Origin of the sequence: Mesorhizobium sp. XAP4 (assembly GCF_029269325.1) — a bacterium.
GTDB lineage: Bacteria > Pseudomonadota > Alphaproteobacteria > Rhizobiales > Rhizobiaceae > Mesorhizobium > Mesorhizobium ciceri.
Map to the genome: position 1 here is coordinate 624,230 of NZ_JARIXW010000004.1, position 14,287 is coordinate 638,516.

Genomic DNA, 14,287 nt, shown 5'->3' on the forward strand with positions numbered 1-14,287 from the left:
GGAAGATACTGCGGCCTTCCGGCACCAGTGCCAGGCCCTTCCGGCATAGCTTTTCCGGCGCCGCGATCTGGCCTCGTCGTTCCCGGCAAGCAGCAGCTGACGATCAATCTCCTCGCGTGGTATCGACATCTCACGGCGGCCAGATATCGCTGCCCCGATATCAAGTGCGTAGACCGGACGCCGCTGCGGAATAGCAAAGGATAGTGCTCTTTGACAATCTTCCCCTTCACCGAAGCCACCCCGATCCAGGTCCAGCAGCCCCTGCCGAGGACCTCGGACGTCGTGATCATCGGCGGCGGGGTCATTGGCGTGACCACGGCACTGTTCCTGGCGCGGCGGAACGTCTCGGTGACGCTGCTGGAAAAGGGACGCATCGCCGCCGAGCAATCCTCGCGCAACTGGGGCTGGATCCGGCAGCAGGGCCGCGATGCCGACGAACTGCCGATCGTCATCGAAGCGCAGCGCCTCTGGCGGCAACTGGCACAGGAATGTGGCGAGGACATAGGACTGAAGCAGACGGGCGTTACCTATCTTGCGCGGACAGACAAGGAGATGGCCGGTTTCGCGAAGTTTCTCGAGATTGCCCAGGCTCATGGCGTCGACACGCGTCTCCTCGACCAAGGTGAGTTGGCAAGCCTGATCCCCGCCATGTCGCGACCGTTCAAAGGCGCAATGATCACCCCATCGGACATGCGGGCGGAACCTTGGGTCGCGGTGCCCGCGCTTGCTCGCCTGGCGGCCCGCGAAGGTGTGACGATCATCGAGAATTGCGCGGCACGTATGCTCGACATCTCCGCGGGACGCATCAGTGGCGTCTGGACCGAGAAAGGGCTCATCGCGGCCTCGAGCGTCCTCGTCGCCAGCGGCGCCTGGACGTCGCTGTTCCTGCGCGCCCACGGCATCTCGATTCCGCAGCTCAGCGTCAGGGCGACCGTCGCTGCGACAGCGCCGATGGCGGAAATCCACGCCGGTGCCGCCGCGGACGAACGCATCGCTTTCCGGCGCAGGCAGGATGGCGGGTACACGCTCGCATCGGGAGGCAGCAGCCAACTCTACATAGGGCCGGACGCATTTCGCCATGCAGGCAAATATGTCAGCGCCCTGATGGCCAATCCGTTCGGCACACGCTACCTGCCGGCCGCGCCGCGAGGCTACCCGGACGGCTGGTCGACCCCGCGCAGATGGAACGCGGATGAAGAAAGCCCTTTCGAACGGATGCGCGTCCTCAATCCGGCTCCCGAGACGTCGGCGCTCCGCGCCATCGACGGCGGGTTCAGGGAGCTTTTCCCTCAGTTCACGACCGTACCGCTCAAGGCGAGCTGGGCGGGCATGATCGATGCGATGCCTGATGTCGTGCCCATCGTCGATCGCGCCGCTGCGTTCCCAGGCCTCGTTGTCGCGACCGGGATGAGCGGCCACGGCTTCGGCATAGGACCGGGAATGGGCCGCATTCTGTCCGATTTGATCCAGGGCAACGAGACCGGGCACAATCTCCACAGGTTCCGTCAATCCCGTTTCAGCGACGGCAGCCCGATCCGATTGGGACCATCGCTGTAAGTATTTCTGCCGCCCGCCAGCCCATCCGCTCTGGGCTTGAAGAACCGGACGAGGGCTCAGGTGCCGCATGCCCGGGCGTAGATCTCGATGCTTCGCTGGACGTGATCGATCGCGATCTCCTCGACGTCGCAGCCGCGGGCGGCCCAAGCGAGCGCCGAAGGCAGGTGCTGGAGAAACAGCGTCACCGGCACCTTGCGGCCCTTCAACGCGTCGAAGAGCCGGTCGCAGGCGGCACGGGCTTGCGGGGTCGCCCAATAATATCGGATGCGATCGGAATAGGAGTAGTGGCGCAGCGTCCGCTTGTCGGCATCGCTGCCATGATAGTGGCTTGCCCAGTTCTTGGGCACGGCTTGCATCAGCTCTTCCATGGCGTGGTAAAGCGGCCGCTGGCCATAGAAAGGCACCAGATCGGAAGCGATCAGGTCGAGCGCGTACAGCGCCTCGCGCAGTTTGAAGGTCAGCTCGGGGCCGACCTTGAGGATGGCGAAGCCATCCTCGACGAGTTCACGCAGCGGCCTCTCACCCTGGTAGTCCGTCGAATGGGCTTCGAAAATGAGCGACGGCAATGTGTTCAGAGTTGCCGCCAGATCGCTGGCCTTGGTCCGATCGTAAAAAATCACATTCTGGTTGCCGAACTCCACGCCCGGCTGCACGACAAGCCCGATGACGCGGGAAAACGCGCTTTCAAGCCCGGCGGCCTGGAATGCTTTGGCGTGAATGGCATGTGTCTGGCGAGCCGCCTCCGGACTGGTCGGGGTGATCGCATCCAAAGCGTGATCGGCGCCACCGGGAGGCGGCACCTCCGTCCCGATGATGTAGACCGGGCTTGCCCCGCCGCTCTGCGCGGCCGCCTGTTCCGCGACGCCCGCCATTCTGGCTGCGCGCTCGGCCACCGTATGGTCGTCTAGCGCCGCCGGTTCACCCGCGCAGCCCATCGACGCATCGAGGTGGATCTTGCGGAAGCCGGCGCGGACATAAGCATCGACCATTGTCCCGGCCTGCGCCATCGCCTCCTCGGCGGGCCGGTCTTTCCAGGGATTGGGACCGAGATGATCCCCGCCAAGCACGATCAGCTCTGTCGGGCACTGCTCGACTGCCGCGAGCGCTTTCACCATCGCCGCGAAATCGGACGGCGTCATGCCCGTATAGCCGCCCAGATGATTGACCTGATTGCACGTCGCTTCGATCAGGACGGTGGTGCCCGTGTCCCGGCCGTGCCGCAGTGCGGCTTTCAGCACCAGGGGGTGCGCCGAGCACACCGAGGTCACCCCGATTTTCTTTCCTTCCCTGTGCAGGCCCGGCACATCTTCGATCGCCACACGCATCAGCTTCTTCTCGCCGTTCTTGCCATGAAATCTTCCAGTTCGGCCCGCGTGCCGGCTCCCTCCATGGGGCCGAGGCGTGTGACGTTGCGCGCCCCTGCCGCATTGGCGAATTCGAGCGAAGTCCGCAGCGGCATCCCCAACCGCCGGCATGCGACATAGGCTCCGCCGAAACAGTCGCCGGCGCCGGTGGGGTCCGTTTCCTCGACGATGAGGCCGGGACAATCGGCACTGGCGCCCGTGCTTTGACGGGCTGACGCGCCATGTTCGCCACGCTTCACGGCGATCTCCTTGACCCCTCGTTTGAACAGCGCCTCGATTGCGCGTTCCTCGCCATCCATGCCGGCGGCCAGGAACAATTCATTGCCCGACGGCAGCAGCAGGTCCGCTTCGTCCACCAGGCTCGCGAATTTCTCCTCGGTCTGGCCGTGCGCCAGCAATTCCTTGCGCAGGTTCGGATCGAGCGACATGGTGCCGCCGCGTGCCTTGATCAGCGGGATCGCGCGTTCGGTGATCGCCCAGGCCGCGGGGCTTGCGAACACCGTTCCCATGACGTGGATATGCCCGCAACGCGCGATCAGCGCCTCGACCTGCGGGGTCCATTCCAGTCGAGCGGCGGCGGATTTGGCGATGTTGTAGACGAAATCGCGGCTTCCGTCCGTGCGGTAGCGGACAAAGGCGCTGCCCGTCGGATAATCCGCGGAAACAGCGATGGCGGAAGTGTCTACGCCGTCTCGCTTCAGGCGCTCCATGTTGACCGCGCCGAAATCGTCGTCGCCCACCACGCCCACCATCGCGGCCGCCCCGCCCATACGCGCGCATTGATCGATGAAGATGGCGGGCGCGCCGCTCGGAAAGGGACCAATGAGGTCGATCGGTTCCCGGAAACCGGTGCCTGTCTGCCTCGCGACGATCTCTACCAGGATTTCTCCAATCGTCACGGTTGGCCCGAGCGAGTCCGGTGCAAGCGTTTGGGGGAGGTCGTTCATCAAGCGTCCAATCCTGGGTGTGGTGTCGTTTGCGGTTTCACGACGCCGAGGCGTCTGGACCGGAAACCGCGTCCTTGTTGAGCATCTGGTTGTCGAGCGACATGAAGCGCTGATGCATCATGCAAGCGGCTCCGAAGGCAGCTCCATAGATGGCGCTCTCGTTGAAAACGATCTCGGGGATAGGAAAGGTCGCGGCCTGGAGCTCGCGGATATGCGCGTCGACCCGTGCGGCGACCAATGGATACAATTCCGCGACGGACCCGCCCAGCACGATGCGGTTCGGGTCGATCAGCCGGGAGATCTGCACGACTGCAAATGCGAACAAGACAGCCCATTCTTCGGCGAGCTGCACCGCTTGAGGAACACGATCGCGGACGTCACGCAGGAACAAGTCCAAGTCGGCGTCCGGCCTGTACTGGCGATAGGATGACAGGATGCGGTCGCGCCCGAAGGCCTGCTCCAGATTCCGGTATGTCGGGTTCCGTGTCTTGAGGTGGCCGACTTCTCCGGCCAGGCCATTGCCGCCGCGGAACAACTTGCCGTCGATCACAATTCCGCCACCGACACCGTTCTCGATGACCATGAAGAAGGTGACGCCGCTCGCCGCTTCCGGCTGGCTGTATGTGATGCCGATGCCGAATGCGTTGCCGTCATTTTCCGCGGATACCGGGATCTCGGCCGGAAGAAGGCTGCGGGCAAGGCCTGTGAGATCGACATTGCGCCACCCCAGGATCGGTGCGACGTGGATGAAACCGTCCTGGTTCATTTGTCCGGGCACCGCGATGCCGATGCCCTGACATCGCGCCAGGCTATCCTTCCGCATCTCGAGAAACACCTGTTCGATCGCCATGTGGACCGCGGCCTCCGGATCGCTGTCATGTCCTTCGAAGCGCGTCATGGCGCTGCGAACGATCTTGCCCGCGAGATCGATCTCGACGCATGTCATATGTTCGACACCGATCTCTATGCCGGCGAAGAAAACGGCTTCAGGCACGATTTCCACGAGGATACCCGGTCTTCCGGCCCTGGGCTGGCCCGCCGGATTCGCGACGTCGTTCTCCGCTACTTCGCGAACGAGTCCGGCCTCGACCAACTCCAGGACGATATTGCCGGCGGACGAGCGGTTGACCCCCATATGCCTGGCGAGATCGGCCCGGCTCAAAGGGCCGAAGCGGTGGAGCGCGTTCAGCGTCGCTACCGAATTGCTCTGGCGGATCCTGCGAGGCGAGCTGCTGGCGAAGGTTACATGGTTCATGGCGGACTCCGCATGTTCGTTCCCAGCCTATACTTCACCCGAGCTTGTTTTTCCTCCGGCAACGCAAAGTCCTCAAAAGAATGAACCGCCTAATGTCGGAAGCAAGCAATTCCCGCTGCGCCGGACGCGAAGGAGAATGCCGCGAGCGAGCGGCATCGTCCTGTTGGAGCGTCAATTGCCGACAAGCACCTTGTCGACATTCTCGGAGGTCACCGCCAGCCACGGCACGTAGTAATGCTGGTCCTTGCCGTCGTTCCAGGCGAGCTTGCCGCCGTTTACGTCCCAGACAGCCGCGCGCGGCTTGTAGCTGTCGCCGACGATCTTGTGCAGCGCGAGGTCGATCGCCCCTTGCGCCTGTCCGTTGGCATCCTGGAGGATGGACATCGACTGTTCGCCACGCTTGACGGCTTCAAGCGCGTCCTTGATGCCGTCCACGCCGGCGACCGGAACCGTCTTGGGATCCAGGCCGTGGTTGCGGATGCCCTCGATGGCGCCGACGGCCATCTCGTCGTTTTCGGCCAGGACGCCCTGGATCGCATCGCCATGCGAGGTCAGGAAATTCTCCATCAGCGTGATGGCCTCGGCGCGTGACCAGTTGGCGGTGTTCTGCTCCAGGATGGTCACTCCGGGATTTTCCTTCAGCACCTTCTGGATCCCTTCAAGCCGCTGTACCTGGGCCGACTGGCCCAGCATCCCTTCCAGGATCACGACCTTGGCCTGCGGGCCGGCCTTGTCGATCACCGCCTTGGCCAGCATTTGGCCGGCCTCGACATCGTTGGAATTGATGTAGGCGTCGTAGAGCGCGGTGTTGGAAACCATCGTGTTGGAGCCGAACACCGGGATGCCGGCTGCCTTCGCGCGCTCGATCGGTTCATTGCCGGCGTCGATGTCGACCGGGATGAAGATGATCGCGTCGTATTTTTCGGTGATGGCTGTGTCGAACAGGTTCGACTGCGTCAGCACGTCCTGGCGACCGTCGAGAACTGTCAGCGCGGCGGTACCGTCCGCAAGCGCGGGGTGCGCCTTGGCGGCATCGGCCCACAGAACATTGTACTCGGTGTTGAGGCTCTGGACGATCGCCGCGATCTTCAACGTCTTGGCGTCGGCCGAACTCCCCCCGAACACCATGCCTGCAAGGGCAAGGCCGGCCGCTGCTCCCATCAGGAAGCGTCTTGTCGTTTTCATGTGCATTTCCTCCATGTTGCGTGCGGCCGCGCCGCTTGCGCCTGTTACTCTCTCCCGGCTCGGGAGCGGTCGATCAGCACCGCGAGGACGATGATCGAACCCTTGATGATCTGCTGGTAGTATGAGGACACCCCCATCAGATCGAGACCGTTGCTGATCATGCCGATGATCAGCACGCCCACCAGCGTATAGCCGATGCGGCCGATACCTCCGGTGAGGCTTGTTCCGCCGATGACCACCGCCGCGATGGCATCGAGTTCGTAGCCGATGCCCGCCTGTGGCAGGGCGGACGTGGTGCGGGCCGTCAGCATGACACCCGCGAGACCGGCCAGCGCGCCCATGATGACGTAAACCGAAAAGATGATGCCGGTGGTGTTGATGCCGCTCGTCTTCGCGCTGCGCGGGTTTCCGCCCACCGCATAGACCCGTCTTCCGTAAATGGAGTAGCGCAGGACGATCGCCGCGACAGCGAAGACGATGGCGAAAATGATCACCGGTACCGGTATGCCGAGCACGAGACCCTGGCCGAGCCAGCGGAATTCGAGGCTGAGGTTGGGAATCGGGCGGCCGCCGCTGTAAAGCAGCGTCGCGCCGCGCGCCACGCTCAGCATTCCGAGCGTGGCGACGAAGGCCGGCACCTTGAAGTAGGCGATCAGCCCGCCATTGACGGCGCCGCAAAGCGCGCCCACGGCGACGCCGGCCGCGACTGCTAGGAGCGGATTGAACGCATCCGCGCCGGTGACCAGGCTGGCCGCCACGGCGCCGGCCAGGGCCAGAAGCGAACCGATGGAGAGATCGATGCCGGCCGTCAGGATCACGAAGGTCATGCCGACAGCCAGCACACCGTTCATGGAGACCTGCCGCAGAACGTTCAGCAGATTGTTGGTGGACAGGAAGTTCGGCGACGCCAGCGACAACACGACGAACAGGAGGATAAACGAGATGACGATGCCATAACGGGCGATGAACTTTCCCAGGCTCATGCCGCTCATGCTTTGACTGGCGGATACCATTGGATTCTTCTCCACGAAATGGATCGTCTGGCTAGGAAGCCAGATGAACGAGGGTTTCCTGGGTGGCCTCGGGTCCGGCGACCTCGCCTGCGATGCGGCCCCGGCGAAAAACAACGATGCGATCCGCATTGGCGAGGATTTCGGGCACCTCGGACGAGATCATCAGCACGGCGTTTCCCGCCTTCACGAAATTGCCGAGGAAGGCGTAGATCTCGCGCTTGGCGCCTTCGTCGACGCCGCGTGTCGGCTCGTCGCAGATCAGGATCCTGGGGTTGGTATCGACACAGCGCGCAAGGACAACCTTCTGCTGGTTGCCGCCGCTCAGGGATTGGACGGGCAGGTCCGGCGACGCCGTCTTGATGGAGAAGCGCTTGATGTGCTCGACCACGCTCCTGCCTTCCGCCGATCCGTTCATGAAGCCCTTGCGCGCATAATGCGGCAGGTTGGCCACGGTGATGTTGTGGGCGACCGACGCGGTCAGTGACAGGCCCGTCTGCTTGCGGTCCTCAGTGACCAGCGAAATGCCGGCGCCGATGGAATCGGCGGGCGTCTTGAGATCGATGGGCTTGCCCTCGATCAGCACCTGGCCGGAATCCCGCGGCTCGTTTCCGTAGAGCGCATTCACGAACTCGCTGCGACCGGAGCCGAGAAGCCCGTATATACCGACGATCTCTCCCGCATGAACGGTCATGTCGATGTCGGCGAACTTTCCCTTCGATGCAAAGCCGCGGGCTTCGAGCAAGGGTTTCTGCGGGCCGGTATCCTTCGGTTCGCGATGATGGTCCAACAGGTCGCGGCCGACGATCGACCGGATCAGGCCCTTGCGGTCGATTTCGGAAATCGATCCGCCGCCTACGAAACGGCCGTCGCGGAAGACCGTATAATCGTCGGCGATCTCGAAGATCTCGGTCAGGCGGTGCGAGACATAAATGATGCCTACGCCCTCCGCGGTCAGAGTGCGGATCGCGTCGAACAGCATCTGCGCCTCGCGCTCGCCAATGGCCGAGGTAGGCTCGTCCATGATCAGGATGTCGCTGCGGCGGCTGATTGCCTTGGTGATCTCGACGAGTTGGGCCTGCGCGATCGAAAGATCGCGCAGCCGCGCACCAGCGGGGATGTTGAATTTCAACCGCGCCAGGATCGCCTCCGCGTCGCTTAGCATGCACTTGTCGTCGACGAAGAAGCGGCCGCGCCGCTGTTCGCGGCCGAGATAGAGGTTCTCGGCGACGGTCATGTCCAGGAAGGGGCTAAGCTCCTGGGTGATGATGGCGATACCCGCATCGAGCGCCTCGGCGGGGGAGGAGAAATTCACCTCCCGGCCTTTCACCGTGACGGATCCGGCGTCGCGCCGCAGCATCCCCATCAACACGCCGAGGAAGGTCGACTTGCCGGCACCGTTGCCACCGCACAAGGCATTGACCGTCCCGGCGCGCAACCGAATCCGCCCGTCGACCAGGGCGGGAACGCCCGCAAAGCTCTTCGCGACATTTTCGGCGCTGAGGAGAAGCGGCGCGGTGGCGCCGTTCTCGTTGGTGATAGCTTCGTTCTGCGTCATCTTCCCGTCCTCCTCGGGATGAGATGGCGCGGGCGCTTGTCGGCCCGCAGCCCTTTCGTCTTCAGGCAGCCTTGTTGATCTCGGCCCGGCGCACGGCTTCTTCCCAACGGCTTTCGATGAAAGCCTTGGCATGCGCGGCGAGCGGATTGTTGTCGGTCCAGGTGTCGCGCCAGATGCCGCACACACGCGACAGGGCTTCATCGACGATGGCGCTGGAGAAGCTCTCGAAGGTGACGTCGCGATTGTGGAAGCCAATGTCCACCAGCGCGGAAAAGATGCTCGCGAAATCGATCGTACCGGTGCCGAGATAGCCGCGGTAGTTCTCGTTGAAGTGGAAATAACCGAGCTTGTCCCCAGCCAGACGGATCGCCTCGGCCTGGCTCGCCTCTTCGATGTTCATGTGGAACGTGTCGAGATGCAGGAAGACGTCGTCACGGCCGGTGTCCTTGATGAACTTCAGGCCTTGCGCGGTCGTGTTCAAGAGGTTGGACTCGAAGCGGTTCACCACTTCCAGAACGATCTGCACGCCGCTATCCCTGGCCACCTCGGCGGTCGCGGCGATGGCGTCGGCGCTGTTCATCCAGCCGGTTCGCGTGGGCAGCCCGTCATACTTGCCGTGCATCGAATAGAGAATGCCGCCCAATCGGATGCCGCCGATGTCGCGGACCGCCTTGACCGCGTCGGACAAGAGCGCCTTTCCCTTGGTGACCACGGCCTTGTCCTCGCTCGAGACGTCCGCATCCGCCGACAGGCCCATGGTGACCACGATCTCGATGTCCAGTTCCTTGGCTTGCTTCGCCAGGCGGTCGAGGTCGAATTTCTCGGGCCGCAGATAAGCGAACTCGATCAGCCGGTAACCATGCTCCGCCGACTTGGCGAGCGCCATTTCCAGGCCCTCCTGGGTCAGGCCGTTTGTCCAGACAAATGAATGGATACCAAGACGCCGCATTCAGATCCTCCGATAATTAGGTTTGCATGTTAAAGATACAAACTTGATCCTGAATGCCTAAAATTCAGCTTCGGCGCAAGAGGAATTCTGGCATTGGTCGGCGCGAGCCAATCATGCCGGATTAAAAAAATGCTGGAAAACAGACAGTTGAGGGGCGTCATGGAGGTGCGAGAAAATTTTCTCTGACCCATGCGAGAAACAGGATATGCAGCTTTTGACAACAAATATCCCGTCACTTGCGCAGACCGAGCGGCATGGACCGCTCGCTCGGCGAGATGCACGGCGAATGCGGAACGAGCGGAACCCGGTCCAACGTTCGTCAGTTCCTGCCAAGGCATTCGCTTGGGACCAGCCGGCGGACGCCCGATCCTCCGGCTTGCCCAAGCGCGCACCCGGACGCGGCGACGCGAAAACCCTCAGCCGGGAAACAGGTCCAGGATCGACGACAGACGGTTGGCACTGAGATCGATGTCGCTGAGCGGGCCGCCGCTGGGGAGATAGCCAACCACGAACAGACCGACGGCCCGTGCGGCCTTGGTGCCGGTGCGGCTGTCTTCCACAGCGACGACGGATCCCGGAGCTATGGCGAGCTGCCGGCAGGCCTCGCGATAGGGCGTTGGGTCGGGTTTGCCGACCGTAACGTCGTCGAGGCTGATTGTGAGGCTCATATGGTCGAGCACGCCGAGCGCATCGAGATTGGCATTGACGACTTGCCGGCCGGAATTTGACACGCAGACCTGCGGGATGCCGCGGTCAGCCAGGGTCCGGATCGTCTCGACCGCCTCGGGGATCGGGATGGCGTCCGCCCGGTTGGCGACGTAGTGGGCATTGATGGCGGCGAGCCACTCCGCCTGGTCAAGCCCGACTGGGAGGCGCGGACGCAGCATTGTCCAGACGTCGCCCATATGGATGCCGCGAAAGGCTTGGTCGGGCAGGTCGTCAAGATCGACGTTCCAGTTGCGGCAGCCGGCGAGGAGAGATTGATGATGCAACGGCTCGCTGTCGATCAGCGTTCCGTCGATGTCCCAGGCGACGGCGCGATACATCACGATGGCGATCCCGCTTTGGTCGCGCCAGGAGCCGATAGGCGTGTATAGAGATCGCGATAGCGGCGGTAACCGTCGCGGTAGATGTCGGCCTTTCGCGGGTCGGGATGGAGCCGGTCGGCGAAGCTGACGAAACCGGAAACGCCCGACCAGTCGTCGGTCAGGCCGGTGCCTATCGCCGCCGTCCAGGCAGCGCCGATGCAAGAGCCGGGGTGCCCGGTCAGGCGTTGGACCGGCTTTTGCAAGACATCCGCGACAATCTGCATCCAGACCTTGCTGCTTGAGCCGCCGTCGGAGGCGAGATAGCGCTCGGTCCGATGGCCCATGTCGTTGAGCACCTCGACATGATGCGCGATGGCAAAGGCATAGGCCTCGAGCAAAGCGCGCCAGACATGGCCGATATCGTGCGAAAGCGTCAGGCCGTCGATCACGCCGCGGGCCGCTGGATCATGGATCGGCGTCTTCTCGCCAAGGAAATAGGGCAGGATGATGAGGCCGTCGGCACCGGCGGGACGCTCTGCCGCCAGTGCATCGAGCCGCTGGTGTACGGAAATACCCTCGGCCTGTGCCGCGGCCATCTCGCCGCCGGCGAAATTGCGTACGAACCAGTTGAGGGCCGAGCCGCCTGTCGACATGCAGCCATTGGGCATGAACAGGCCCGGCACCAGGTGATAATCGAGATACATGCGCGGATCGGGCTTGATCTGATCGGTAGCGATCAGGATATCGACCGAGCCGCCGAATTTCAGGAGGACATCGCCCGGCTTGGCGACGCCGGCGCCAAGCGCGGAGGCGATCATGTCGGCTGCACCGCCGACGACCGGTGTTCCCGCCATCAGGCCTGTCTCATCGGCGGCCTTCGCCGAGACGGAGCCGAGGATCTCATGCGAGGCGATCTTTCGTGGCACGGCCGAGCGCGGTATGTGCGCGAGCGCCACCAGATCGTCGTCGATCCGGTGCGTCGAAACGTCGACGAAGCCGGCCTCCAGCGCCCAGTTCTGCTCGACCGCACGTTCGCCGGTGAGGCGCCAGTTGATATAATCGTAGGAGCCGAAAACGGTGGCGATGCGGCTGAACACCTCCGGCTCGTGACGCTCAATCCAGCGCAGCTTTGCGGTGACGAGCTGTTGGTTGATGCCGTTGCCGGCCTTGGCGATGAAAGCCGTCTCATCGCATTCGGTCCGCAGTTCGGCCACTTCGGCGCCACAGCGGCCGTCGCTCTGCTGGATGCTCGGCCGCAGCACTTCGCCCTTCTCGTTCAGAAGAACGACCGCCGGCAGCATGCCGGTGGTGCCGACCGCCACGATTTCCTCGGCCTTGATGCCGCTGGTCCTGAGCAACTCCTGCACGATGTCGCGGACATTGGTCCACCATTGCGCGGGATCTTCCTCGGCCCAGCCCGCATGCTCGGAATGCAGCGTGACGGGGCGCGAGGCGAGGCCCAGCACCTGATCGGGAAGCCGGATCAGGATGCCGATCGTCGAGGTGGTGCCGATATCGAGACCGAGAACGAACGCCATGTCGAATCCATTGAAATGCTGGGAAGGGCAGGCGGGCGAAACCTGTCTGCCTCGTTGTGTCGCACTGCTCGATACCAGTCGATCATTCCGGACGCCGGCCTGCAACGATCGATATGATCACCGCGAGCCGGCGCGATGGCCGGCATCGCCGTGGAAGCCGTCCTCAGCGCAAAGTGGCGACAACATCCATGAAGCGCTTGACCCGATCGCCGTCGACGGCGTTCCAGGTATTGCCACCGATCTTGAAATGGGTCCCGATCACGACGCCGCTCGCCAGCGAAAGGACGTCGCGGACATTGTCGATGTTCACGCCGGTGTTGGCGAAGACCGGCACGTCCTTGATCGTCTCGCAGACGCTGCGCAGGTGGGACTGGTCGGCCGGCTGGCCGGTGATCGGACCGGAGACGAGGATCGCGTCTGCCATCGACGAGAACACCGCGCTCTTGGCACGCAATTCAATCGGGCGCTGGTCGAGCGAGTGTGCGAACTCGGCATTGATGTTGAAGAGAAGCTTCATGTCGTCGCGACCAAGGTTGTGCCGCAGGCGCGAGGCGGCGGCGCAATCGGGCTCCCACAAGCCCATATCGGAAGCGAACAGGCCGGTGAAGATCTCGCGCACGAAACGGGCTCCGGTGGCAGCTCCGATCGCGACGCTGGCAGTCGGATCCCAGAGATAGTTGACGCCAAACGGCACTCTCAGCTCGGGCTTCACCGCCTGGACGATGGCAGTCATGGCGGCAATGCCCTCGGGCGGCGCCTTGAAGACATAGGGGCGGTCGTTCTCGTTGCCGAACATGATGGCATCGACGCCGCCGTTCTGCAGCTTGCGGATGTCGGAGAGTACGCCATCGATCAGCTTGTCGAGGCCGCCATCGGCATCATAGAGGGGCGTTCCCGGCAGGGCACCGATATGTGCCATCGAGATGACAGCCTTCTTCTTGTCGCCGAAAAATTCAAATACCATCGAGTCTTCTCCTTGGGGATAAAGTGAAAATGGCGCGCCTCAGTCGCGCGTCAGTGGCGGCGCGATGCGCAGGTCGACCTTGGCCGCGGCGAGCGCCGCGACGATCTTGGCCGGCGGCTCGGCATCGGTGATGAGGATGTCGATGTCCGACAGTGGCGCTATCCGCACCAGCGACATGCGCAGGAATTTGGCGGAATCGCACAGGACGATCTTGGTGCCTGACCGCCTCAGATAGGCGCGCTTCATATCGGTATCATCGAAGGAATAATCGAAGAGGCCGTCCGCTGTGATACCGGAGACGCCGATCACGGCGACATCGAACCACAGCGCCTCGAACTGGGCGATGGCCGCAGGCCCGCCGGTCGACATCTCGTCGGCCCGTACGCGGCCGCCGGCAACATAGACTTCGGGCACACCGCCATTCAGCGCCGCCGCGATCCTGAGGCTGTTGGTGAACACCTTGGCGTGCGGAAGGTCCCTGAGGTGCTCGGCCATCAGATAGGTGGTGGTGCCGACATCCAAAGCGATCGTGCGGTATCCCGAAACCAGCGCGGCCGCGGCCGCGGCAATCGCGGCCTTCGGGTCGCGGCGCTGGCGCAAGCGCGAATCGAAACTCGGCTCTTCGCTGTCCATGGCGACCAGCGGCGGGTTGTCGGCCTCGATCGCGCCGCCATGGATTCGGACCAGCCTACCCTCGCGTTCCAGTTCGACGAGATCGCGGCGGATCGTCATGTCGGAAACGGCAAGTTCGGCCGCTGCCGCGGCGACGGTGAGCGACCCCGTCCGGCGCAGCAAAGCCAGGATGCGTGCCTGCCGGTCGTGCGCGAGAAGGCGCTGACGATCGGCGTCGCGCGGTGCGCCATGCGGCGATGTCTCAGGAAGGGTGGTGTCGTCTGCCATCGATGTATCCGGTGGGTAAGCCGCCGACGAAG

Annotated in this window: 12 protein-coding genes; 1 reads left to right on the forward strand and 11 read right to left on the reverse strand. The window is 63.4% G+C overall.

The genetic code is table 11. The annotated features are described in order from the left end of the window. The first annotated feature begins 210 nt into the window (after positions 1 to 210). Entirely contained in the window at positions 211 to 1,557 is a 1,347-nt protein-coding gene (locus P3C39_RS20470; protein WP_275953966.1) for an FAD-binding oxidoreductase, read from the forward strand. 56 nt (positions 1,558 to 1,613) lie between these two features. Here the strand turns inward: P3C39_RS20470 and P3C39_RS20475 are convergent, their stop codons facing one another. The 11 genes from P3C39_RS20475 to P3C39_RS20525 form a co-directional block, all read right to left on the reverse strand. Further along, positions 1,614 to 2,882 carry a D-tagatose-bisphosphate aldolase, class II, non-catalytic subunit gene (locus tag P3C39_RS20475; RefSeq protein ID WP_275953965.1) on the reverse strand — a complete coding sequence of 423 codons (1,269 nt, stop codon included), beginning with the start codon at positions 2,880 to 2,882 and terminating at the stop codon, positions 1,614 to 1,616. Beyond that, positions 2,882 to 3,868 (reverse strand): sugar kinase, encoded by a 987-nt coding sequence (locus tag P3C39_RS20480; protein WP_275953964.1) that lies wholly within the window; start codon positions 3,866 to 3,868, stop codon positions 2,882 to 2,884. The genes P3C39_RS20475 and P3C39_RS20480 overlap by 1 nt, the downstream gene beginning before the upstream one ends. 37 nt (positions 3,869 to 3,905) lie before the next feature. Next, the gene (locus P3C39_RS20485) at positions 3,906 to 5,123 is read right to left on the reverse strand and encodes an ROK family transcriptional regulator (RefSeq protein ID WP_024502254.1); all 1,218 of its coding nucleotides are present in this window, start codon (positions 5,121 to 5,123) and stop codon (positions 3,906 to 3,908) included. 171 nt (positions 5,124 to 5,294) lie between these two features. Beyond that, on the reverse strand, positions 5,295 to 6,308 hold the full coding sequence (locus P3C39_RS20490; protein WP_275953963.1) for a substrate-binding domain-containing protein: 1,014 nt from the start codon (positions 6,306 to 6,308) through the stop codon (positions 5,295 to 5,297). A gap of 44 nt (positions 6,309 to 6,352) precedes the next feature. Further along, positions 6,353 to 7,321 (reverse strand): ABC transporter permease, encoded by a 969-nt coding sequence (locus tag P3C39_RS20495; protein WP_027162268.1) that lies wholly within the window; start codon positions 7,319 to 7,321, stop codon positions 6,353 to 6,355. 31 nt (positions 7,322 to 7,352) lie between these two features. Continuing rightward, positions 7,353 to 8,876 (reverse strand): sugar ABC transporter ATP-binding protein, encoded by a 1,524-nt coding sequence (locus tag P3C39_RS20500; protein ID WP_063170081.1) that lies wholly within the window; start codon positions 8,874 to 8,876, stop codon positions 7,353 to 7,355. 61 nt (positions 8,877 to 8,937) lie between these two features. Next, positions 8,938 to 9,825, reverse strand: coding sequence for a sugar phosphate isomerase/epimerase family protein (locus P3C39_RS20505; protein ID WP_024502258.1), 888 nt, complete (start codon positions 9,823 to 9,825; stop codon positions 8,938 to 8,940). Positions 9,826 to 10,241: 416 nt separating this feature from the next. Beyond that, entirely contained in the window at positions 10,242 to 10,871 is a 630-nt protein-coding gene (locus P3C39_RS20510) for an HAD family phosphatase (RefSeq protein ID WP_275954201.1), read from the reverse strand. Further along, positions 10,871 to 12,391 carry an FGGY-family carbohydrate kinase gene (locus P3C39_RS20515; RefSeq protein ID WP_275953962.1) on the reverse strand — a complete coding sequence of 507 codons (1,521 nt, stop codon included), beginning with the start codon at positions 12,389 to 12,391 and terminating at the stop codon, positions 10,871 to 10,873. Before P3C39_RS20515 ends, P3C39_RS20510 begins: the two co-directional genes overlap by 1 nt. Before the next feature lie 163 nt (positions 12,392 to 12,554). Beyond that, positions 12,555 to 13,355 (reverse strand): BtpA/SgcQ family protein, encoded by an 801-nt coding sequence (locus P3C39_RS20520; protein ID WP_024502261.1) that lies wholly within the window; start codon positions 13,353 to 13,355, stop codon positions 12,555 to 12,557. Between the two features lie 39 nt (positions 13,356 to 13,394). Further along, positions 13,395 to 14,255 (reverse strand): DeoR/GlpR family DNA-binding transcription regulator, encoded by an 861-nt coding sequence (locus P3C39_RS20525; RefSeq protein ID WP_013530268.1) that lies wholly within the window; start codon positions 14,253 to 14,255, stop codon positions 13,395 to 13,397. Positions 14,256 to 14,287: the final 32 nt, after the last annotated feature.

What these genes read in the sequence shown, in the direction of transcription:
- P3C39_RS20475 (WP_275953965.1), bottom strand. Translation starts at nt 2,882, where the DNA reads ATGCGTGTGGCGATCGAAGATGTGCCGGGCCTGCACAGGGAAGGAAAG.
- P3C39_RS20480 (WP_275953964.1), bottom strand. Translation starts at nt 3,868, where the DNA reads ATGAACGACCTCCCCCAAACGCTTGCACCGGACTCGCTCGGGCCAACC.
- P3C39_RS20485 (WP_024502254.1), bottom strand. Translation starts at nt 5,123, where the DNA reads ATGAACCATGTAACCTTCGCCAGCAGCTCGCCTCGCAGGATCCGCCAG.
- P3C39_RS20490 (WP_275953963.1), bottom strand. Translation starts at nt 6,308, where the DNA reads ATGAAAACGACAAGACGCTTCCTGATGGGAGCAGCGGCCGGCCTTGCC.
- P3C39_RS20495 (WP_027162268.1), bottom strand. Translation starts at nt 7,321, where the DNA reads ATGGTATCCGCCAGTCAAAGCATGAGCGGCATGAGCCTGGGAAAGTTC.
- P3C39_RS20500 (WP_063170081.1), bottom strand. Translation starts at nt 8,876, where the DNA reads ATGACGCAGAACGAAGCTATCACCAACGAGAACGGCGCCACCGCGCCG.
- P3C39_RS20505 (WP_024502258.1), bottom strand. Translation starts at nt 9,825, where the DNA reads ATGCGGCGTCTTGGTATCCATTCATTTGTCTGGACAAACGGCCTGACC.
- P3C39_RS20510 (WP_275954201.1), bottom strand. Translation starts at nt 10,871, where the DNA reads ATGTATCGCGCCGTCGCCTGGGACATCGACGGAACGCTGATCGACAGC.
- P3C39_RS20515 (WP_275953962.1), bottom strand. Translation starts at nt 12,391, where the DNA reads ATGGCGTTCGTTCTCGGTCTCGATATCGGCACCACCTCGACGATCGGC.
- P3C39_RS20520 (WP_024502261.1), bottom strand. Translation starts at nt 13,355, where the DNA reads ATGGTATTTGAATTTTTCGGCGACAAGAAGAAGGCTGTCATCTCGATG.
- P3C39_RS20525 (WP_013530268.1), bottom strand. Translation starts at nt 14,255, where the DNA reads ATGGCAGACGACACCACCCTTCCTGAGACATCGCCGCATGGCGCACCG.